The organism is Actinoplanes campanulatus (assembly GCF_014647795.1).
GTDB lineage: Bacteria > Actinomycetota > Actinomycetes > Mycobacteriales > Micromonosporaceae > Actinoplanes > Actinoplanes campanulatus.
The window spans coordinates 582,385-601,169 of record NZ_BMPW01000001.1; the positions used below are offsets into that span (position 1 = coordinate 582,385).

25 protein-coding genes are annotated in these 18,785 nt (G+C 71.1%); 10 read left to right on the plus strand and 15 right to left on the minus strand.

Translation table 11 applies throughout. The features are described 5' to 3' along the window. Positions 1 to 86 precede the first annotated feature (86 nt). Both IEZ13_RS02555 and IEZ13_RS02560 read left to right on the plus strand, forming a co-directional pair. Entirely contained in the window at positions 87 to 752 is a 666-nt protein-coding gene (locus tag IEZ13_RS02555) for a potassium channel family protein (protein WP_183216227.1), read from the plus strand. A gap of 2 nt (positions 753 to 754) precedes the next feature. Beyond that, positions 755 to 1,417: a potassium channel family protein gene (locus tag IEZ13_RS02560; RefSeq protein WP_183216229.1), complete on the plus strand. Its 663-nt coding sequence runs from the start codon at positions 755 to 757 to the stop codon at positions 1,415 to 1,417. Here IEZ13_RS02560 and IEZ13_RS02565 read toward each other — a convergent pair. The 4 genes from IEZ13_RS02565 to dut all read right to left on the minus strand — a co-directional run bounded on the left by IEZ13_RS02565 (position 1,414) and on the right by dut (position 3,851). After that, positions 1,414 to 2,106 (minus strand): DUF3159 domain-containing protein, encoded by a 693-nt coding sequence (locus IEZ13_RS02565; protein WP_372441818.1) that lies wholly within the window; start codon positions 2,104 to 2,106, stop codon positions 1,414 to 1,416. The two genes, IEZ13_RS02560 and IEZ13_RS02565, sit on opposite strands and share 4 nt — an antisense overlap. A gap of 122 nt (positions 2,107 to 2,228) precedes the next feature. Continuing rightward, a complete protein-coding gene (locus IEZ13_RS02570; RefSeq protein ID WP_183216232.1) occupies positions 2,229 to 2,606 on the minus strand; it encodes an OB-fold nucleic acid binding domain-containing protein in 378 nt (125 codons plus the stop codon). Positions 2,607 to 2,694: 88 nt separating this feature from the next. After that, positions 2,695 to 3,369: a DUF3710 domain-containing protein gene (locus tag IEZ13_RS02575; RefSeq protein ID WP_183216234.1), complete on the minus strand. Its 675-nt coding sequence runs from the start codon at positions 3,367 to 3,369 to the stop codon at positions 2,695 to 2,697. A 29-nt stretch (positions 3,370 to 3,398) separates the two neighbouring features. Further along, positions 3,399 to 3,851, minus strand: coding sequence for a dUTP diphosphatase (gene dut, locus IEZ13_RS02580; RefSeq protein ID WP_183216236.1), 453 nt, complete (start codon positions 3,849 to 3,851; stop codon positions 3,399 to 3,401). A gap of 93 nt (positions 3,852 to 3,944) precedes the next feature. On the opposite strand from dut, the gene IEZ13_RS02585 reads away from it, so the two are divergent. Beyond that, a complete protein-coding gene (locus IEZ13_RS02585) occupies positions 3,945 to 4,445 on the plus strand; it encodes a DUF3093 domain-containing protein (RefSeq protein WP_183216238.1) in 501 nt (166 codons plus the stop codon). On the opposite strand, the gene IEZ13_RS02590 is transcribed toward IEZ13_RS02585, so the two are convergent. Continuing rightward, positions 4,408 to 5,220 (minus strand): hypothetical protein, encoded by an 813-nt coding sequence (locus tag IEZ13_RS02590; protein ID WP_183216240.1) that lies wholly within the window; start codon positions 5,218 to 5,220, stop codon positions 4,408 to 4,410. The two genes, IEZ13_RS02585 and IEZ13_RS02590, sit on opposite strands and share 38 nt — an antisense overlap. Positions 5,221 to 5,364: 144 nt before the next feature. Then, positions 5,365 to 5,661 (minus strand): DUF4193 domain-containing protein, encoded by a 297-nt coding sequence (locus IEZ13_RS02595; protein ID WP_014446959.1) that lies wholly within the window; start codon positions 5,659 to 5,661, stop codon positions 5,365 to 5,367. Positions 5,662 to 5,996: 335 nt separating this feature from the next. On the opposite strand from IEZ13_RS02595, the gene IEZ13_RS02600 reads away from it, so the two are divergent. After that, positions 5,997 to 6,545 (plus strand): LytR C-terminal domain-containing protein, encoded by a 549-nt coding sequence (locus IEZ13_RS02600; protein WP_183216242.1) that lies wholly within the window; start codon positions 5,997 to 5,999, stop codon positions 6,543 to 6,545. Positions 6,546 to 6,549: 4 nt separating this feature from the next. On the opposite strand, the gene IEZ13_RS02605 is transcribed toward IEZ13_RS02600, so the two are convergent. Beyond that, on the minus strand, positions 6,550 to 7,371 hold the full coding sequence (locus IEZ13_RS02605; RefSeq protein ID WP_183216244.1) for an inositol monophosphatase family protein: 822 nt from the start codon (positions 7,369 to 7,371) through the stop codon (positions 6,550 to 6,552). Positions 7,372 to 7,624: 253 nt separating this feature from the next. Here IEZ13_RS02605 and IEZ13_RS02610 point away from each other — a divergent pair, with 253 nt between their 5' ends. Both IEZ13_RS02610 and IEZ13_RS02615 read left to right on the plus strand, forming a co-directional pair. Then, positions 7,625 to 9,190, plus strand: a complete 1,566-nt coding sequence (locus IEZ13_RS02610) for an RNA polymerase sigma factor (RefSeq protein ID WP_183216246.1) — start codon at positions 7,625 to 7,627, stop codon at positions 9,188 to 9,190. A gap of 246 nt (positions 9,191 to 9,436) precedes the next feature. After that, positions 9,437 to 9,679: a DUF7455 domain-containing protein gene (locus IEZ13_RS02615; RefSeq protein WP_183216247.1), complete on the plus strand. Its 243-nt coding sequence runs from the start codon at positions 9,437 to 9,439 to the stop codon at positions 9,677 to 9,679. 78 nt (positions 9,680 to 9,757) lie between these two features. Here IEZ13_RS02615 and IEZ13_RS02620 read toward each other — a convergent pair whose 3' ends face one another. The 5 genes from IEZ13_RS02620 to IEZ13_RS02640 all read right to left on the minus strand — a co-directional run bounded on the left by IEZ13_RS02620 (position 9,758) and on the right by IEZ13_RS02640 (position 13,195). Next, complete coding sequence (locus tag IEZ13_RS02620; protein WP_183216249.1) at positions 9,758 to 9,982, minus strand: helix-turn-helix transcriptional regulator; 225 nt, start codon at positions 9,980 to 9,982, stop codon at positions 9,758 to 9,760. Continuing rightward, entirely contained in the window at positions 9,982 to 10,479 is a 498-nt protein-coding gene (locus tag IEZ13_RS02625) for a hypothetical protein (protein WP_183216251.1), read from the minus strand. Before IEZ13_RS02625 ends, IEZ13_RS02620 begins: the two co-directional genes overlap by 1 nt. A 47-nt stretch (positions 10,480 to 10,526) precedes the next feature. Further along, positions 10,527 to 12,257 carry a DEAD/DEAH box helicase gene (locus tag IEZ13_RS02630; RefSeq protein WP_183216253.1) on the minus strand — a complete coding sequence of 577 codons (1,731 nt, stop codon included), beginning with the start codon at positions 12,255 to 12,257 and terminating at the stop codon, positions 10,527 to 10,529. Positions 12,258 to 12,348: 91 nt separating this feature from the next. Further along, positions 12,349 to 12,963, minus strand: a complete 615-nt coding sequence (locus IEZ13_RS02635) for a trimeric intracellular cation channel family protein (protein ID WP_183216255.1) — start codon at positions 12,961 to 12,963, stop codon at positions 12,349 to 12,351. Between the two features lie 7 nt (positions 12,964 to 12,970). Beyond that, positions 12,971 to 13,195, minus strand: a complete 225-nt coding sequence (locus tag IEZ13_RS02640) for a DUF3039 domain-containing protein (RefSeq protein WP_183217188.1) — start codon at positions 13,193 to 13,195, stop codon at positions 12,971 to 12,973. Between the two features lie 103 nt (positions 13,196 to 13,298). Here IEZ13_RS02640 and IEZ13_RS02645 point away from each other — a divergent pair, with 103 nt between their 5' ends. Beyond that, on the plus strand, positions 13,299 to 14,252 hold the full coding sequence (locus IEZ13_RS02645) for a pseudouridine-5'-phosphate glycosidase (RefSeq protein ID WP_183216257.1): 954 nt from the start codon (positions 13,299 to 13,301) through the stop codon (positions 14,250 to 14,252). Between the two features lie 5 nt (positions 14,253 to 14,257). Then, positions 14,258 to 15,136, plus strand: coding sequence for a carbohydrate kinase family protein (locus tag IEZ13_RS02650; RefSeq protein WP_372441817.1), 879 nt, complete (start codon positions 14,258 to 14,260; stop codon positions 15,134 to 15,136). A gap of 148 nt (positions 15,137 to 15,284) precedes the next feature. Here IEZ13_RS02650 and IEZ13_RS02655 read toward each other — a convergent pair whose 3' ends face one another. Together IEZ13_RS02655 and IEZ13_RS02660 are read right to left on the minus strand one after the other, a co-directional pair. Further along, on the minus strand, positions 15,285 to 15,665 hold the full coding sequence (locus tag IEZ13_RS02655) for a DUF3099 domain-containing protein (protein WP_183216261.1): 381 nt from the start codon (positions 15,663 to 15,665) through the stop codon (positions 15,285 to 15,287). 67 nt (positions 15,666 to 15,732) lie between these two features. Then, positions 15,733 to 16,320 (minus strand): HhH-GPD-type base excision DNA repair protein, encoded by a 588-nt coding sequence (locus tag IEZ13_RS02660; RefSeq protein ID WP_183216263.1) that lies wholly within the window; start codon positions 16,318 to 16,320, stop codon positions 15,733 to 15,735. 34 nt (positions 16,321 to 16,354) lie between these two features. On the opposite strand from IEZ13_RS02660, the gene dtd reads away from it, so the two are divergent. After that, positions 16,355 to 16,774 carry a D-aminoacyl-tRNA deacylase gene (gene dtd, locus IEZ13_RS02665; protein WP_183216265.1) on the plus strand — a complete coding sequence of 140 codons (420 nt, stop codon included), beginning with the start codon at positions 16,355 to 16,357 and terminating at the stop codon, positions 16,772 to 16,774. Here the strand turns inward: dtd and IEZ13_RS02670 are convergent. Then, entirely contained in the window at positions 16,771 to 17,544 is a 774-nt protein-coding gene (locus IEZ13_RS02670) for a sporulation protein (protein ID WP_221245045.1), read from the minus strand. The two genes, dtd and IEZ13_RS02670, sit on opposite strands and share 4 nt — an antisense overlap. A 249-nt stretch (positions 17,545 to 17,793) precedes the next feature. Here IEZ13_RS02670 and sigB point away from each other — a divergent pair, with 249 nt between their 5' ends. Then, positions 17,794 to 18,783 (plus strand): RNA polymerase sigma factor SigB, encoded by a 990-nt coding sequence (gene sigB, locus IEZ13_RS02675; RefSeq protein ID WP_183217190.1) that lies wholly within the window; start codon positions 17,794 to 17,796, stop codon positions 18,781 to 18,783. Positions 18,784 to 18,785: the final 2 nt, after the last annotated feature.

An 18,785-nucleotide genomic window follows, 5' to 3' on the forward strand; every position in this document is an offset into this window, starting at 1 on the left:
TCGGCGTGTGGTCCGCCCCGGACAGCGCCCGCGACAGGGGCATGGCAGGCTCACGGTGTACGTACTGAATCGGGAGGGCACGGACCGTGCACGTGGTGATCATGGGGTGTGGCCGGCTCGGTTCGACGCTGGCCCAGAAGCTCGACGCTCAGGGTCACCAGGTCGCGGTGATCGACCGGGACGCCGACGCGTTCCGGCGTCTCGGGGACAACTTCGGCGGCGTCACGGTCAACGGCATCGGCTTCGACCGGGACGTGCTGCGCGCCGCCGGCATCGAGCGGGCGGACGCCTTCGCGGCGGTCTCCAGCGGTGACAACTCGAACATCATCTCGGCCCGCCTGGCCCGCGAGACGTTCGGCGTCTCCCGGGTGGTGGCCCGGATCTACGACTCCCGCCGCGCGCAGGTCTACGAGCGGCTGGGCATCCCGACGATCGCGACGATCCGCTGGGCCGCCGACCGGATGTACCGGTTCCTGGTGCCCTCGGACCGGGTCGAGGTGTTCCGCGACCCGACCAGCGTGGTCAGCATCGTGGAGACGCCGCTGCACCGGGACTGGGTCGGCCGCCCGGTCAAGACGCTGGAGGACCGGACCGGCGCCCGGGTGGCCTACCTGGTCCGCTTCGGGGTGGGCACCCTCGCCGTGCCGTCCACCATCCTCCAGGACGGCGACCAGGTCTACATGATCGTCACCGACGAGACCGTGGAGCAGGTGCTGGACATCGCCCAGGGCGCCGACAAGGAAGGGAACTGATCGTGCGGATCGCCATCGCCGGCGCCGGCAACGTGGGCCGGTCCATCGCCCAGGAGCTGATCGGCAACGGTCACGAGGTCATGCTGATCGAGCGGCAGCCCCGGCAGTTGTGCCCGGAGCGGGTGCCGGAGGCCCGCTGGGTGCTCGCCGACGCCTGCGAGCTGAGCAGCCTGGAGGACGCCGACCTGGCCGGTTGTGACGTGGTGGTCGCGGCCACCGGCGACGACAAGGCCAACCTGGTGGTGTCGCTGCTGGCCAAGACCGAGTTCGCGGTGCCCCGGGTGGTGGCCCGGGTGAACCGGGCGGAGAACGAGTGGCTCTTCACCGAGCAGTGGGGCGTCGACGTCTCGGTGAGCAAGCCCCGCCTGATGGCGGCCCTGGTCGAGGAGGCGGTGACGGTCGGCGACCTGGTCCGGCTGATGACCTTCCGGCAGGGCGAGGCCAACCTGGTGGAGATCACCCTGCCGAAGAACGCGCCCTACGAGGGTCAGCCGGTCCGCTCGGTGCCGATGCCGCGGGACGCCGCCCTGGTCGCCATCCTGCGTGGCAAGCGGGTGGTGGTGCCGACCCCCGACGATCCGCTGGAGGCCGGCGACGAGCTGATCTTCGTGTGCACCGCCGAGGTGGAGGACCAGGTCCGCGCCGTGGTCCTCGGCTCCTCCTAGGCGACGGCGGTGTCCCGGCGCTGGGCTGACGTCACCCGGTGGATGGCCCAGATGGTGAAGGCGAACGTGGCGGCGTAGATCGGCCAGCTCACCAGGATGCGCACGATGCCGAGCGCGTTCGCCTTGTCCATCGCGTAGAGGACCGCCTGGATGCCGGCGCGCGTGCTGAGCGAGACGGCCCAGAGCACGGTCAGCCACTGGAAGGTACGGAAGAGCCGGCCGTTGTCGAACCAGTCCTGCTTGCCCTTGTTGGCCATGATGCCCCAGGCGTACCCGATCAGGGGTTTGCGGACCGCCACCGAGACCAGCAGCACCGCCGCCTGACCGAAGGTCAGCAGGATGCCGGGCAGGTAGAAGTCCTTGGCGTCGCCGCTGCGCCAGGCCAGCCAGGCGCCGAGCGCGATGCCGAAGAGACCGTTGATCGCGTGCCGGACCGGCTGCCGGCGGGCCAGCCGCACCGCGCCGATGGCCAGCGCCGAACCGACCGAGCCGATGATCGCCCACAGCAGGGCGGTACGTTTCTCCAGCCCCGCCACGGACTCGCCGAGCAGCACGTTGAGCAGGACGAAGGCGAGCACTGGAACGCTCGACTCGATCAGGCCGCGAACACCGCCGAGCTGCTCGGCGATCTGCTCACTCATCGACGGGAGTGGCTCCTCGTCGTCACCGGGCTTCCCGGCCGGCCTCATCTCGTGGAGGTCATGATCCGCGATGATCTCCTCGGCGATCTTCTCCTCGGCGGAGGAGAGCATCTCGGAGAGCCGCTCCTCGACCGACTCGTGCGCGGCGTGGCGCGGCTCGCTTCCGGATGTCACCGGGGCGCCTCCAGCTCGTAGTAGGGGTTGTAGATCACCTTGCGGTCGTCCCGGATCGCCATCCGGCCTCGCGCGGTGAGCTGACGCCCCGGTTCGATGCCGGAGATGGACCGGCGCCCCAGGAAGACCAGCGTGACCACGTCACTGCCGTCGTAGAGGTCGGCCTCGAGCGTCGGCAGGTTGGTGCGAGGAGTGTACGCCACCGTCCGCAGTCGTCCCGACACCGAGACGACCTGTCCGCGCTGGCAGCCGCCCACCGGGACGGCGCCGCACTTGGCGCTGTCCCGTTGCAGCTCCCTCGCGTCCAGCTCGGAATCGGTCGCCGTCAGCCGGTCCAGGAACCGGCGCAGTCCGGTGCGCTCTTCGGTCGTCATGACTTCGCCGTCACCCTTCGTCGACGCGACGCAGTGTGCGCGTGTGTCGGACGTCCACGCTACGCCCGGAGCACCCCGGTGATCTAGGTCACTCCGGCTGGCTGCCGTTCGCCCCCTGCTGGGCCGCGGCCTGGCCCTGCTCGGCCATCTCCTTCGGCAGGCGCAGCGGCAGCGGCTCGCGCACCGGGCGGGGCTCGTTGTCCCGGACCACGACCAGACCGGAGAGCACCTCGCCGAGCACGCCCTCGCTCCCCGGCGCGGCGGCGGCCGCGCCCTGGAACAGCGCCCGGACCATCCAGCGGGGCCCGTCCACACCGACGAACCGCACGTCCGCCGGGCCGTCCGGGGTGTTCACCCGGGCCAGCAGCTCCACGCCGTACCGTCCCTGGACCTCGCGCGGGGTGACCCCGTCCGCGGCCATCGCCTGGGCGATCTCCTCGCGCACCTCGACCCAGATACCCTCGGTACGCGGCGCGGCGAACACCCCGAGTTGCAGGGCGCTCTCGCCGTCGACCAGGACGATCTGCTCCACGCTGCCGTCCGGGTTCGCCTGCACCCGGACCTCGACGCCGTCGAGCGCGGGGATCTGGAGGCTGCCCAGATCGAGCCGCCGCACCCCGGCCGGGGCGTGCTGGGCGTCCCACGGCCCGAACTCGGGCGCCGGCGCCGCACCGTCGGAGGCGAGGCTGTCGGCGAGTGCCTTCGAGGGCGGCGCGTCGGCCGCCCGGACGTGTTTCGCGGCACCACGCTTACGGGAGAACATCACTGCCAGCCTTTCCTTCTCTTCGGGGCTCAGAGGGCCTGGTGGCCGCCGGTCGAACCGTGTCCGCCCGCGCCCCGCGCCGTGTCGTCGAGCGTGTCCACCTGGTGGAACACCGCCCGCTCCACCCGCTGAACGACGAGCTGGGCGATCCGGTCGCCCCGGGAGATCTTGACGGTGTTCTGCCGATCATGGTTGATCAGGTTCACCAGGATCTCGCCGCGGTAGCCGGCGTCGACCGTACCGGGCGCGTTGAGGACCGTCACGCCCAGGCGCGCGGCGAGCCCGGAGCGTGGGTGCACCAGGCCGACGAAGCCGTCCGGCAGGGCGATCGCGATCCCGGTGCGCACCTTCGCCCGGGCACCCGGGACGAGCTCGACCTCCTCGGCCGCGAACAGGTCCGCGCCGGCGTCCCCAGGGTGGGCGTAGGCCGGTACGGGCAGGTCCGGGTCGATCCGGAGGACCTGGATGTTCACGTCGGGCACGTCGGGGTTCCTCACTGGCACGGGCACTGCGGGCGGCACTTACCCTGCCATCCTGCCGCGCCCCGCCACGGAGGCGCGCCGTACCCTTCGAGGGTGACACCCGAGTCCCCGATCCGCACGGTGGCGGCCCATCAGGAACGCCTCGGCCTGCCGTGGTGGGCCTGGCCCGCCGGTCTCGCCGCCGCCACGATCCTCGCCGTCGAGCTGGTCCTGGGCGTGCCCGATCTGCCGGTCTGGCTGCCGTTCGCGGTGTTGCTCCCGCTCGGTGTCCTGCTGCTGCTCCCGCTGAACCGGCTGCGCGTCGAGGTGACACCGGAGGAGTTCCGGGTCGACGACGCCCGGCTCCCGGTCGAGTTCATCTCCGGCGTGGTGGCGCTGGACGCCGCCGGCAAGCGGGAGGCGCTGGGCGTCGGCTCGCACCCGCTGGCCTTCGTGGTGCAGCGCGCCTGGATCGGCCCGGCGGTGCAGGTGCTGCTCGACGACCCGGCCGACCCGACCCCCTTCTGGGTGGTCAGCACCCGGTGCCCGGTCGAGCTGGCCACCGCCCTGCTCGAGGTCAGCGGCCGAGCGCGGGCCGAGCGGGCGGCGTCCTGAGGGCCTTCCTCCGCAGGTCGTCGTGCACCTTGTCACCGACCACCCGGGTGGCCCGCCGGTTCAGGTAACTCGCGACGACCGCGCCGGTGAGCATCGGCCCCAGCGTGGTCAGGTTGCGGCCGAACCGCTTCATCAACGACTTCTGCAGCTCGCTGCGGGACGCCGTGCTGAGCACGGTGGCGACCCCGACGCCGGGCACCATGGGGTTGACACCGCGCTGCCCCGACCACGCCTCGATCAGGCGCAGAGCGCGCTCGCCGACGTCGCCGGTGATCGGCCGGCCGTACAGCTCGTGGAGCTCCCCGATCAGCTTGATCTCGATCGCCACCACGGCGACCGTCTCGGTGGCCAGCAGCACCGGCACGGAGAGCAGGGTCGGGGCGGCGACCCACTCGACCGAGGCGATGCCGCCCCCGGCAGCGCCCACCCCGGCGGTGGCCCGGGCGGCGTTGCGGATCAGGCGCTCGGCCAGCTCCCCGTCGTCCATGCCGGGGAAATGCCGGCGTAGCGTCTCCCGATCCCGGACCGGCACGTGCGGGGCCAGCTCGGCGACGGTGTCGGCGACCCAGCGCAGCGCCGCCTTGGGCCGGAACACCCGGCCGATCCCCCGCCCGCGCAGTTGACCGGCCAGCCGGCCGAGCAACCGGCTCCGGCCGCCCTGTTCCAGGTCGTCGGCGGTGAGGGCCGCGACGGTGCGGCCCACCTCCTCCGGCGCACGGGGCGCGACGGGCTCGATCTCGGCGCCGGGTTCGGTCGCGCGATCCGGATGGCTCATCGTCGTCCTTCCCGTGGTCGTCACCGGCTGTCAGTGCCCGGTTCCGCCCCAGGGTCAAACCCCGTGTCAAACATCGGCGAGAACGCCGTGGGCCCGACCGCGGAAACCGCGACCGGGTGGTGACGCGACCTGCGCGCGAGTGCGTCAGGCGCACTCGCGGCAGATCAGCTCCCCGTTGCGCTCCGTAGCCAGCTGGCTCCGGTGGTGCACGAGGAAGCAGCGGGAGCAGCGGAACTCATCGGTCTGCATCGGCAGGACCTTCACGGTGAGTTCCTCGTCGGCGAGGTCGGCGCCGGGCAGCTCGAAGCTCTCCGCCACCTCGACCTCGTCGACATCCACTGCGCCCGACTGTGAGTCGGCGCGACGGGCCTTGAGCTCCTCGAGGCTGTCCTCGCCGAGGTCGACCTCATCGCGACGCGGGGCGTCGTAGTCGGTGGCCATCGGTTTTCACTCTCCTGTATCGATGTGTCACTTTGGCGTTTGTAACGCCGATGACAAGGTTTCGGTTCCCTGTTTCGGTGGACGATTTCTGACACCAGAAACCGGCCTGCCGGGCGCGGAACCTTACCCCTGTCGCGGCAGGCTTGTACGCGCTCTGGCGGCACATTGTTCCCGATGTGACTGAGGCGACATCAAAGTAGGGGCACCAGCCTCTGGATCATCGTCAACGCGCCGGAAGCATTCCCTGTTTCCGCGCCCCTGGCGGACAGACGCTAACCTCTCGACAGGTCCGGGCGCCTCACCCGGGCCCGCCGTTCGATCCTGGAGCCTGCCCCATGAGCTTTGCCCGCGTCCGAGCGCTGGTCGTCGTCGGCGTGCTCGCCGTGGCCGCAATAGTGTTCGTCGTCGTCGCCCTCTTCCGGGACACGCAGCGGAACACCGCGAACGGCAGCGACTGCCCGGCCGGGGCCCCGCTGGCCGACATGCGGCTCCCGGACGATCCGGCCGAGATCACCGTCAAGGTGTTCAACGGGACGAACCGGGCCGGCCTGGCCGACCAGGTGACCACCGAGTTCAAGAACCGGCGCTTCACCGTCCAGGACCCGGGCAAGAGCAAGACCAAGTTCGCCGGGGTCGCCGAGGTCCGGTTCGGCCCGGACGCGGCCGGCAAGGCCCAGCTGATCAGGGCGTACTTCCTGGCCCAGTCCAAGATGGTCTACAACGCCAAGCGCAAGGGCGACGTCATCGACATCGTCATCGGCGACCAGTTCCAGCAGCTGGCCACCACGACCGAGGTCAACCAGTCGCTGGTCGAGGTGGGCGAGCCCACTCTCCCACCGGGCGCCTGCGTCAAGCCGGTCGAGGCGACCAAGGACCCGGAATAGGCCTTCACGGGCCACCCGCCGCGTCCAGCTCCACCAGAGCGTCGTGCAGGGCCGGGAAGATCGCCGGCGGCGCGGCCACCAGCATCGTCCGGCCGGCCGGCGCGCCGGCCAGTCCGGCCACGGTGAGACCGGCCTCGGTCGCGATCAGCCCGCCCGCCGCGTGGTCCCACACGTTGAGACCCTTCTCGAAGTACGCGTCGAGCTGACCCTCGGCGACCATGCAGAGGTCCAGCGCCGCCGCACCGAATCGCCGGATGTCACGCACACGGGTGATCAGACCGGCCAGTACGGCGCCCTGATGGGCCCGTCGCCGCGCGTCGTAGCCGAACCCGGTGCCGACCAGAGACTGGTCCAGCGTCGTCCGCACCGAGCCGCTGAGCCGTCGCCCGGCCCGCCACGCCCCGCCGCCCCGGGTGGCCGTCCACTCGTCGCCGGTGGCCGCGTTGACGACCACCCCGGCGACCACCTCGCCGTCCCGCTCGGCCGCCAGCGAGACCGCGTACTGGGGCAGTCCGTACAGGTAGTTCACCGTGCCGTCGATCGGGTCGAGGATCCACCGGACGGCGCCGGGCGCCACCTCGGCGGAGTCGCCGTACTCCTCGCCCAGCACGCCGTCGCCGGGCCGCTCGGCCAGCAGCGCCTCCACGACCTGCCGCTCGACCGCCTTGTCCGCCGCCGTGACGACGTCGGTGTCGGTGCTCTTGGTCTCGACGTCGCCGATCGCCGCGGCGCGCATCCGCCGGGCCGTGGCGGCCGCCTCCCGGGCCACTCGAACCGCCAGGGCCAACAACTCATCGGGTGCCGATGCCACCGGAATCTCGCTCACGTATGGGTCCTTTCCGCCGATACCATTCTCGCGTCAGGCGCCTCTGACGAGGTCGCCGGGCCCCGGCGGCGTGCTGTGGGCGGAGGATCTCGGTAAGCGGCGCTACAATTCACCCCTGCACCCGCTTCACGGACACCGACCACCGGGACGTTCCGTGACCCGGGGCTCCCCAAACCGACTCCGGCGACACTCGCCCCCGCGTGCTGCGCTGGACCTGGCCGTGCCCAATCTCATCGCCTCCGGAAGGTCATTCGTGACAGAAGCCCACCAGAACGGTGCCGACGTTCGCTCTCTCACCGAGGCCTTGATCACCCATGCTCAGGGTGCTGGCGGGCAACTCACCTCGGCACAGGTCGCGCACACGCTCGAGTCCGCCGCGGTCAACCCGGCGCAGGCCAAGAAGATCCTGCGGGCGCTGGTGGACGCCGGCATCACCGTCGTGGTCGACGGATCGGCCAGCACCCGCCGGCCGAAGGTGGCGGCTGCTCGCGCCACCACCCCGGCCTCGCGGGCCACCACCGCCAAGACCGCGCCGGCCAAGAAGGCGGCGCCCGCGCCCAAGCAGGCCGCTCCGGCCGCCGAGGGCGACGCCGCACGCAAGGCCGCTCCGGTCCGCAAGGCCACCGCCGCGGCCGCGAAGGCCGCTCCGGCCCGCAAGGCGACCGCCGCCAAGGCAAGCCCGGCCAAGGCCGCCAAGCCCGGTGAGGGCCCCGAGGGCGAGGAGATCGATCCCGAGGAGCTCGCCGCCGCGGTCGAGGACGTGGTGATCGAGGAGCCGGCCGCCATGGTCGCCGCCGCCGCCACCGACGCCGCCAGCTCGGCCACCGACGGCGACTTCGAGTGGGACGACGAGGAGTCCGAGGCGCTCAAGCAGGCCCGCCGGGACGCGGAGCTCACCGCCTCCGCCGACTCGGTCCGCGCCTACCTCAAGCAGATCGGCAAGGTTCCGCTGCTCAACGCGGAGCAGGAGGTCGAGCTCGCCAAGCGGATCGAGGCCGGCCTCTACGCCGCCGAGCGCCTGCGGGCCGCCGAGGAGGGCGAGGAGGCGCTCGAGCGCAACTTCGAGCGCGACCTCAAGTGGATCAACCGGGACGGCGAGCGGGCGAAGAATCACCTGCTCGAGGCCAACCTGCGGCTCGTCGTGTCGCTCGCGAAGCGGTACACGGGGCGCGGCATGGCATTCCTCGACCTGATCCAGGAGGGCAACCTCGGCCTGATCCGCGCCGTCGAGAAGTTCGACTACACCAAGGGCTACAAGTTCTCCACGTACGCCACCTGGTGGATCCGGCAGGCCATCACCCGCGCCATGGCCGACCAGGCCCGCACCATCCGCATCCCGGTGCACATGGTCGAGGTGATCAACAAGCTCGGCCGGATCCAGCGCGAGCTGCTCCAGGACCTGGGCCGCGAGCCCACCCCGGAGGAGCTGGCCAAGGAGATGGACATCACGCCGGAGAAGGTGCTGGAGATCCAGCAGTACGCGCGTGAGCCCATCTCGCTGGACCAGACGATCGGCGACGAGGGCGACAGCCAGCTCGGTGACTTCATCGAGGACTCGGAGGCGGTCGTCGCGGTCGACGCGGTCTCCTTCTCGCTGCTGCAGGATCAGCTCCAGCAGGTGCTGCAGACGCTCTCCGAGCGGGAGGCGGGCGTGGTCCGGCTGCGCTTCGGCCTGACCGACGGCCAGCCGCGCACGCTGGACGAGATCGGCCAGGTCTACGGGGTGACCCGGGAGCGGATCCGGCAGATCGAGTCGAAGACGATGTCGAAGTTGCGTCACCCGTCCCGGTCGCAGGTTCTGCGCGACTACCTCGACTAGGACCTTTGGTCAACATTGCGTGTCCAATTGGTCACCACCCGTACATCAACGGGTGGTGATCAGACCGTTGTGCAGAAGTGATCGTTGACGTGGCACCCTTGGATCACGGCACACTAGCTGGAACCAACGTGTGACCCTGGTCCCCCCGGGGCACCTTGGGAAGGCTGCAACGGTGCAGGGTGTTGCACGATGTGTGAGCAGTAGCCGAGGAACATGTTCATCGGTGACGAACAGAGGAGGAAGGCGATGACCCCGACCCTCACGCCGCCGGCCGGAAGTCTGGCCGGCCCCGCAGCCGATGAACGGTGCGACCGCTGCAATGCAGCCGGGAAGCTCCGTTTGACCCTGGCGGGTGGTGGAGAGCTGGTGTTCTGCGGCCACCACGCCAACCGGTACGCCGAGGACCTGGTGAAGATCGCGGTGCAGTACGCGGCCGATCCCGAGTTCACCTGGCGCGGCGCGGACATGATGTCGAACTCAAGCAACTAGCAGCGGTCCCCCAACCGATACATGTGACGAAGAGAGGGCGCTCCCCCTGCAGGGAGCGCCCTCTCTGCCCTGCCCGGCTCAGTTGCCCCAGAGGTCCTCGACGGTGACACCCAGCGCCCGGGCCACCTTGATGGCCAGGTAGACCGAGGGCGCGTAGTCGCCGGTCTCCATCGCGATGACGGTCTGCCGGCTCACCTGGATCTCGGCGGCCATGCCCTGCTGGGTCAGCTTGGCCGCCTTGCGGGCGTCCCGGATCCGGGCGCCGGTCGTGCCGTCGGGCTCGGCGGCCCGCACCGGGGCCATCAGTCGTCGTCCCCGACGAGCTGCGCGTCCCGGCGGCGCACGCGGCGGGTCTGCACGGCCTGGATCACCGCACCGGCGGCGAGGCCGATGAGCGAGCCGACGAGGGCCGAACGCCAGACGTCCGACTCCGGGTAGGCGTGGTAGAGGAAACCGATCCCGAAGGCCACGTAGGGGGCGCCCAGCAGGGTCGAGATGAGCAGGCGCTTGCGGCTCCAAACCCGCGGCGTGGTGTCGACCCGGCGGCTCTGCACGTAGATCGAGGAGAACCCGATCGGGACCAGGAACACGGCCAGCAGGATGAGCAGCGGCCAGGCGGCCGGCTCACCGACGGTCCAGACCAGGGCGGTGGCCGCCCACGGGACGACGATGGCCTGGAGCTGGAAGGAGACGGTGACGGCCTCGTACCACCGCAGGCGCTCGCGCTCGTCGCGGCCGTAGAGGTCGCCGTCGAAGTCGAGGTTCCAGCGAACGAATCGATCCATCAGCGTCGTGGTCATGCATCAATGATGATGTTAAGTCGACTTGACGTCAAGTCCTCTTTACATCAGAACGTTTGGATCGTCGCGATCCGCTCCTCGAGCTGCTCTATCGTGGCCTGCGCGCTGGGCGGCCCGCCGCAGATCCGGCGAAGCTCCGCGTGGATCTTCCCGTGCGGCAGGTTGGTCCGGTGGTGATGTGCCGCCACCAGGGTGTTGAGCTGGCGGCGCAGGCTGTTGCGGCGCTCGCCCGCGCTCATCGGCACGACCGGCTCCCGGACCGCGGGCTCCTGGTTCCTCGCCTCTTCCGCCTGCCGCCTCGACGCGGCCGCCATCTGCTCCTGCTGCCGCTTGTTCAGCAGCGTGGTCACCTGGTCCGGGGTGAGCAGGCCGGGCAGCCCCAGATAGTCGGCCTCCTCGGGGGTGCCGGTCCGGGCCGCCATGCCGAACGAGGTGCCGTCGTAGATGACCTGATCCAGCTCGGCCGTGGCGGACAGCGCCTCGAACTTCTTGTCCAGGTCACCCAGAGCGTCCTCGGACTTCTGCGCCCGCTCGATCAGCCCGTCGTCCAGGCCGTCGGGGTCCTTCGGCGCGCCCAGCACGTGGTTGCGCTGCGCCTCCATCTCGCTGGCCAGCCCGAGCAGGTGCGGCACGCTGGGCAGGAAGACGGTGGCGGTCTCGCCGGGGCGCCGGGACCGGACGAACCGGCCGATCGCCTGGGCGAAGTAGAGCGGGGTGGAGGCGCTCGTCGCGTACACCCCCACGGCCAGGCGGGGGATGTCGACGCCCTCCGACACCATCCGGACCGCGACCATCCAGCGCTTCTCGGACGCGGCGAACTCGGCGATCCGACCGGAGGCGCCCTCGTCGTCGGAGAGCACCACGACGGCCGACTCGCCGGTGAGGTCGTGGAGAAGCTTCGCGTACGCCCGGGCCGACTGCTGGTCGCTCGCGATGACCAGGCCGCCCGCGTCCGGCATGCCGTGCTCGCGGATCTTCGTGAGCCGGGCGTCGGCGGCCCGCATGACCTGCGGCATCCAGTCGCCCCGGTGGTCCAGGGCGGTACGCCAGGCCTGCGCCACCAGGTCCTTGGTCATCGGCTCACCCAGCCGGGCGGCCAGTTCGTCACCGGCGTTGGTGCGCCAGCGGGTCTCCCCCGAGTACGCCATGAACAGCACCGGGCGGACGACCTCGTCCCGGAGGGCGTCGGCGTATCCGTACACCGAGTCGGCGTGGGACCGCTGGACGCCGTCAGAACCCCGCTCGTACGACACGAAGGGGATCGGGTTCTCGTCGGACCGGAACGGGGTGCCGGTGAGCAGGAGACGCCGTACAGCGGGCTCGAAGGCGTCTTTGACCCCGTCTCCCCAGGTCCGCGAGTCACCGGCGTGGTGGATCTCGTCCAGGATCACGAACGTGCGCCGGGTGATGGTGCGCCGCTTGTGCACGGCCGGCGCCATGCCGACCTGCGCGTAGGTCAGGACGGCGCCGTGGAAGTCCCGCGACGAGTGCACGTCCGAGTTACGGAAGTGCGGGTCCAGCTGGATGCCGACCCGGGCCGCGGCGTGCGCCCACTGCGTCTTGAGGTGCTCGGTGGGACACACCACGGTGACCGCGTCACAGGTGCCGTCGACGAGCATCTCGGCCGCGATCCGCAGGGCGAACGTGGTCTTGCCGGCGCCGGGCGTCGCCACGGCCATGAAGTCCTCGGAACGGCGACGCAGGTACGTCACCATCGCCTTGCGCTGCCAGTCCCGCAGCGGCGGAAAGATCTCCAGGTTCGGCACAGGCGGGCTCAAGCTGCGGTGATCCCTTCTCCACGGAAAAACCCCCGCGATGAAAGGCGCGGAGGCGGGCTTCAGCATAGCCACGTGAGGTTGCGGAGCGGGTCTACGGCACCGCCACCGGAGCCGACCAGCGGCGGTGGAGGGCGAGCAGCCGGACCACCGTCATCAGGGCCGCCGAGGCGGCCAGCGGCAGCAGACCGGTGAGCTGGAACCGGTGCAGGACGGCCACCAGCACGGCGCCGCCGAGTGCGACCACCGCATAGATCTCTCGTTGCAGGACCGCCGGGATCTGCCCGGTGAGCAGGTCGCGGGTCAGGCCTCCGCCGATCGCTGTGAGCATCCCCACGAGACAGGCGCCGACCTCCGGAACGCCGGCGTCGAGCGCCTTGAGCGTGCCGGTCACGGTGAACAGGCCCAGGCCGGCGGCGTCCAGCGCCAGCACACTGCGCCGCACCCGGTGCAGCGTGGGATGCAACCAGAAGACCGCGACCGAGACGGCCACCGCGGTCACCGCGTAGCGCCAGTCGGCGAACGCCAGCGGGGGCGCCGCACCGATCACCAGGTCGCGCAGAATGCCACCACCGAGTGCGGCCGCGAAGCCGACGAACGCGACACCGAACAGGTCGAGTCGTTTCGCGACGCCGGCCGAGGCGCCCGAGGCGGCGAACACCGCCACACCGATCAGGTCCGCGACGAGCAGCGCGTTTCCGCCCGTCACGCCCGGATCAGGCCTTCATGGCTTCGTAGATCTCCTTGCACTGGGGGCAGACGGGCGACCCCGGCTTCGGCGACTTGGTCACCGGGAAGGTCTCGCCGCAGAGAGCGATCACGTAGGTGCCCATGACGGCACTCTCAGCGATCTTCTCTTTGCGGACGTAATGGAACATCTCCGGCCCGGTGTCGGCGTCACGGGTCTCCGGACGCTCCAGGATCTGGGTGCTCACGGTTATCTGCCCTTCGGGAAATCAGCAAAGCCTCAGCGGCCAAGTCTGACACCTCACGCCTGGTCGGTCCAACGACAACGCAGGGGGTCCGGCCCGTACGGTAACCAGCGTGACGACTGACTTCGCGATTCGATACGGCGAGCATGTGACCCGTGCCCGCCGGGACGGCCGGCCGGTGGTGGCGCTCGAGAGCACGATCATCTCGCACGGCCTGCCGCACCCCGACAACATCCGGGTGGCCCGGGAGATCGAGCAGGCCGTCCGGGACAACGGCGCGGTCCCGGCCACCATCGGCATGATCGGCGGCGAGGTGATCGTCGGGCTGGAGGACGACCAGGTCGAGCGGCTCGCGTCGGCCGAGTCGGTGGCCAAGCTCTCGGTGCGGGACCTGGCCGTCGCGGCGGCCCGGCGCGCCGACGGGGCGACCACGGTGGCGGCCACCAGCGCGATCGCCGCGGCCGCGGGCATCGGGGTGTTCGCCACCGGCGGCCTCGGCGGGGTGCACCGGGAGGCGAACGTCACGTACGACGAGTCCGCCGACCTCACGGCGCTGGCGCGGACCCCGATCGTGGTGGTCTGCGCCGGGGTCAAGTCGATCCTCGACGTCGGCGCCACCCTGGAGCGGCTGGAGACGCTGGGCGTGTCGGTGGCCGGTTTCCGGACCCGGCGCTTCCCCGGTTTCTTCATCACCGACGGCGGCTTCGACCTGGACTGGCAGCTGGACTCGCCGGAGCAGGTGGCCGACTTCATCCGGGCCCGGGCCGCGCAGGGCGTCTCCGAGGGGGCGCTGGTGCTGGCCAACCCGCTGCCCACCGACGAGCAGCTGGACCCGGCGCTGCACGACCGGACCCTGGCGACCGGGCTGAACCTGCTCGCCCAGCAGAACATCACCGGCAAGGCGGTCACGCCGTTCCTGCTCGGCCACTTCCACTCCAGCACCGAGGGGAAGAGCCTGGCGGTCAACATCCGGATCATCCTGCGCAACGCCGCGCTGGCCGCGAAGATCGCGGTGGCCACCAGCAGCGGGTCGTCCGCGCCGGTCGGATTCGCCGTCCCGGCGTGACCGTGATCCTCGTCGTCGGCGACCTGGTCACCGACGTCCTGGTCGAGCACCACGGGCCGATCCAGCCCGGCTCGGACACGGAGGCGGCGATCCGGGTCGCCGGTGGCGGCCAGGGCGCGAACACGGCCGCCTGGCTGGCCCACGCCGGCCGGGCGGTCACCCTGGTCGCGGCGGTCGGCGACGACCCGGCCGGCCGAGACCGGGTCGCCGAGCTTGAGGCGGGCGGGGTGCGGTGCGCGGTGCGGATCGCGGACGCCGCGACCGGCAGCGTGGTGGTGCTCACCGGCGCCGCGGAACGCACCATGATCACCGATCGCGGCGCGTCGCTGCTGCTCGACCCGGACCACGTCACCGCGGCGGTCTCGGCCGCGCCGGCCGGCGGGCACCTGCATCTCTCCGGCTATCCCCTGCTGCACGCCGGGTCGCGCCCGGCGGGCCTCGCGGCACTGGCGGCCGCGGCCTCGAGAGGCCTCACGGTGAGCGTCGACGCGGCCTCGGCGGCCCCGTTGCGCGCCGTCGGGGCCGAGGTCTTCCTGGAATGGGTACGGGGAGCCGACCTGCTCCTGTGCAACGCCGACGAGGCCGGAGTGCTGGCCGGACCGGGCACGCCCGCCGAGCAGGCGGCACGGCTCGCCGGACGGGTCCGCAACGTGGTGGTGAAACAGGGCGCGGGCGGCGCCCTCTGGCACGGCCCGGACGGGGTCGCGGCGGTGGCGGCGGAGTCGGTGCCGGTGAAGGACCCGACCGGGGCGGGTGACGCCTTCGCGGCCGGGCTGCTCGCGGTGTGGTGCTCCGGGGCTGATCCGGAGGCGGCGCTGCGGGCCGGCAACGCGCTCGGGGCCACCGCGGTCTCGACCGTCGGCGGGCGCCCGGCGTCCCGCTGAGAACCGCGCGGCCGGCGACGGTCGGCGGGCGGAACCGGACAGGACTCACCCTGCCGGCCGGCCTGCCTCTTTCGAGGATCGGGCCGCGCGTACGGCGTACCGATGAGGGGTCGGGAAGAGACGCGGAGCGGACGGCGCGCCGCTGAGATCAGTCGGTGCGGCCTCGCGTCTCCTCGACCACCTCGGCGTCGATGGTGATGTGGTCCGGCTCGGGGGCCGGCTGGGTCAGGGCGCGCCGGGTGTCCTCCCGGGCGGCCGCGTCGGCGGCCCGCTCGGCCTTGGTCTTGGGCGGCCGGTCGTTCGCGATCAGCACCGCCATCCAGGGCAGGAGGACCATGCCGAGCGCGCAGAGGGCCAGCCACAGCGGGAGCAACGGGACCCGCGCGCTGATCAGGATCGCGCCGAGGATCAGGCATCCGGCACGCACCGACATCATCGTGACGTAGCGGATCTGCCGGCTGCGGAGCTGGGCCTCCTGGCTGGTGGCGGCGTCGGTGATCAACACCGGACGCTCCGGGTGTCTCTTCACGCGAGGTCTCCGATCGACCCCGCAATCCTCGCACCGGACGGGCCGTCCCGCCCACCGGGTCGGGACCTCAGGCCTCCTTGGCCGCTTTTGCCTCCGCCTTGGCCTGCTTCTTGTAGGCGCGCACCCGGGCCAGCGAGTCGGCGTCGACGATGTCGGCCACCGACCGGTACGACCCCTCCTCGCCGTAGCCGCCGGCCGCCTCCCGCCAGCCCTCCGGCCGCACGTCGTAGAGCTTGCCGAGCAGCGCCACGAAGATCTGCGCCTTCTGCTTGCCGAAGCCGGGCAGGGCGAGGATCCGGCGGTACAGCTCGGCGCCGGTCTTCGCGTCGCGCCACAGGTTCGCGGGCTCGCCGTCGTATTGGTCGGCGATGATCCGGCACACCTCCTGTGCCCGCACCGCCATCGCCTTGGGGAAGCGGTGCAGGGCCGGCGGCTCGGCGAAGATCGCGATCAGCCGCTCGGCGTCGAAGTCGGCGATCTCGGTGGCGGTCGGCTCGTGCCCGAGCCGCTGCGCCAGCACCCACGGCGAGGTGAACGCCTTCTCCAGGGTGATCTGCTGGTCCAGCACGATGCCCAGGGTCACGGCGAGCGGGTCGCGGTTGAGGAGGTCGTTGGCTTCGGCCGGCACCGGCAGGGAGAACGTCACGCCAATCATGATGGCAGGTCGGGCTCCGGTACCGTCCACGATCATGCGCGCAGTGGTACAGACCGTGAGCCGGGCGAGTGTGACGGTCGGCGACGAGGTGGTCGGCAGGATCGCGGACGGTCTGCTGGTCCTGGTCGGGGTCACCCACGACGACACCCCGGCCAAGGCCGCCGAGCTGGCCCGCAAGACCTGGGAGCTGCGGGTGCTGGACGACCGGTCGGCCGCCGACCACGACGCGCCGATCCTGGTGGTCAGCCAGTTCACCCTCTACGGCGACGCCCGCAAGGGGCGCCGCCCGAGCTGGAGCGCGGCCGCGCCGGCCGAGATCGCCGAGCCGCTCGTCGAGGAGTACGTGAAAACGCTGCGCGCCCGGGGAGCGACGGTCGAGACCGGCCGCTTCCGGGCGCACATGCTGGTGGAAAGCGTGAACGTGGGACCCTGCACGGTCCTGCTGGAGCTCTAGAAGAACAGCCCCCGGCGGGACGCCGACTGGCGCAGCCACTGGTCCAGACGCGACACCCAGTCCACCTGGTCGGCGGTGGCGTAGTCGACGTCGAAGCTGCCGAACGCGTCGTGCCCCTCGGTGAAGACGCCGCCGCGCTTGTCCAGCTCCAGCACCACCTGGAGCTTCTGCGGGGTGGGCAGGAAGGTCAGCTCCAGCTGGTTGATGCCGCTCGCGTACTGCGGCGGCGGGTAGAACTCGATCTCCTGGTAGAACGGCAGGTGCTGCTCCACCCCGTAGACCCGGCCCTGCTCCACGTCGGCCTTGCTGAACCGGAAACCGATCTGGAGCAGCGCGTTGAGGATGCGCTCCTGGGCCGGCAGCGGGTGCACGGCGACCGTGTCGAGATCCGACTTGTCGACGGCGCGGGCCACCTCCAGCTCGGTGGCCAGACCCATCGTCATGCCGTGCAGATGCTGCCCGTACACCTCGGTGATCGGGGTCTGCCACGGCACCTCGAACCGGAACGGCACGTCGTGACGGACGCCCGGCTCCAGCTTGAACGAACCGGTCAGCCGCTGCCGCTGGAACTCCTGGTTCGACTGGTACTCACTGTCGCCGCTCTCCACCTCGACCCGGGTGGTCAGGGCGACGGCCACGTACTCGATGTCCACCGCGTGGTCACCGCCGACCACGTGGACGTGCCCCTCGAGGAAGCCGCCCGGATAGGTGTTGGGGTTGGTCAGCACGGTGTCGACCGACGGCCCACCGACGCCGAGAGCTTTCAACATCTTCTTGAAGACCACGCAGATCCCCTCCTAGGGCCAAGCACATTATCGGCCTGCGGCAAGTGTCCCGGTGCCTCGAACGCCCGGGTTGTCGGCTTGACGACCACAGGGTTCTCCCCGATTCATGCCACCTGGACGCTGGCCTCACCTCCGCTTAACGCGCCTCGGACGAAGCTATCGCTCACACCGGCACGCAGCGGCTGGTTCGCACGAGACGTTATCGCGGGGAGGGGACTCAAAGTGGTCCTGGAGATGAAGGCGTCGGAGTCCACGGTCGTCGAGGACATCGTGGCCGACGAAGTCGAGACGCTGGCCGACCTGGACGCGACCGACGAGCGGGGTGTCTCGGCCGACCTGGTCCGCGCCTACCTCAACGGCATCGGCCGGACTCGGCTGCTCACCGCCGTCGAGGAGGTGACGCTCTCCAAGCGCATCGAGGCCGGCCTGTACGCCGAGGAGAAGCTGCCGTCGGCTCCCGCCGACCTGGCGCCCATGCTGCGGGTCATCGTCGCCGAGGGCAAGGCCGCGAAGAACCACCTGTTGGAGGCGAACCTGCGCCTGGTGGTCAGCATCGCGAAGCGGTACACGGGACGGGGCATGGCGTTCCTCGACCTGATCCAGGAGGGCAACCTCGGCCTGATCCGCGCCGTCGAGAAGTTCGACTACACCAAGGGCTACAAGTTCTCCACGTACGCCACCTGGTGGATCCGGCAGGCCATCACCCGCGCCATGGCCGACCAGGCCCGCACCATCCGCATCCCGGTGCACATGGTCGAGCAGGTCAACCGCATGGTCCGCTGCCGCCGCGACCTGGCCGCCACGATCGGCCGCGAGCCGAGCATCGCCGAGATCGCCAAGGCCATGGACGTGCCCGAGTTCCAGGTCATCGAGCTGATCTCCTACGACCGGGAGCCGGTGAGCCTGGACCAGGCGGTCGGCGAGGACGGCGAGAGCGCCCTCGGTGACTTCGTGGCCGCCGTCGACCCGAACGTGCCCGGCGAGGGCCACACCCAGGGCGAGCTGCGCAGCGAGGTGGAGATCGTGCTCAGCACCCTCTCCGAGCGGGAGTCCGCGGTGATCCGGCTGCGCTTCGGCCTGGACGACGGCCGCCAGCGCACCCTGGACGAGGTGGGCCGCGAGTTCGGCCTGAGCCGCGAGCGGATCCGCCAGATCGAGAAGGTCACCATGCTGAAGCTGCGTGACCCGGAGCGGGCGTCCCGCCTCGAGGCCTACGCGAGCTGACC

Coding starts and splice junctions, on each gene's coding strand:
- IEZ13_RS02565 (WP_372441818.1), bottom strand. CDS start 2,106: ATGAGGCCGGCCGGGAAGCCCGGTGACGACGAGGAGCCACTCCCGTCG.
- IEZ13_RS02570 (WP_183216232.1), bottom strand. CDS start 2,606: ATGACGACCGAAGAGCGCACCGGACTGCGCCGGTTCCTGGACCGGCTG.
- IEZ13_RS02575 (WP_183216234.1), bottom strand. CDS start 3,369: ATGTTCTCCCGTAAGCGTGGTGCCGCGAAACACGTCCGGGCGGCCGAC.
- IEZ13_RS02590 (WP_183216240.1), bottom strand. CDS start 5,220: ATGAGCCATCCGGATCGCGCGACCGAACCCGGCGCCGAGATCGAGCCC.
- IEZ13_RS02595 (WP_014446959.1), bottom strand. CDS start 5,661: ATGGCCACCGACTACGACGCCCCGCGTCGCGATGAGGTCGACCTCGGC.
- IEZ13_RS02600 (WP_183216242.1), top strand. CDS start 5,997: ATGAGCTTTGCCCGCGTCCGAGCGCTGGTCGTCGTCGGCGTGCTCGCC.
- IEZ13_RS02615 (WP_183216247.1), top strand. CDS start 9,437: ATGACCCCGACCCTCACGCCGCCGGCCGGAAGTCTGGCCGGCCCCGCA.
- IEZ13_RS02620 (WP_183216249.1), bottom strand. CDS start 9,982: ATGGCCCCGGTGCGGGCCGCCGAGCCCGACGGCACGACCGGCGCCCGG.
- IEZ13_RS02625 (WP_183216251.1), bottom strand. CDS start 10,479: ATGACCACGACGCTGATGGATCGATTCGTTCGCTGGAACCTCGACTTC.
- IEZ13_RS02660 (WP_183216263.1), bottom strand. CDS start 16,320: ATGATTGGCGTGACGTTCTCCCTGCCGGTGCCGGCCGAAGCCAACGAC.
- dtd (WP_183216265.1), top strand. CDS start 16,355: ATGCGCGCAGTGGTACAGACCGTGAGCCGGGCGAGTGTGACGGTCGGC.
- IEZ13_RS02670 (WP_221245045.1), bottom strand. CDS start 17,544: ATGTTGAAAGCTCTCGGCGTCGGTGGGCCGTCGGTCGACACCGTGCTG.
- sigB (WP_183217190.1), top strand. CDS start 17,794: ATGAAGGCGTCGGAGTCCACGGTCGTCGAGGACATCGTGGCCGACGAA.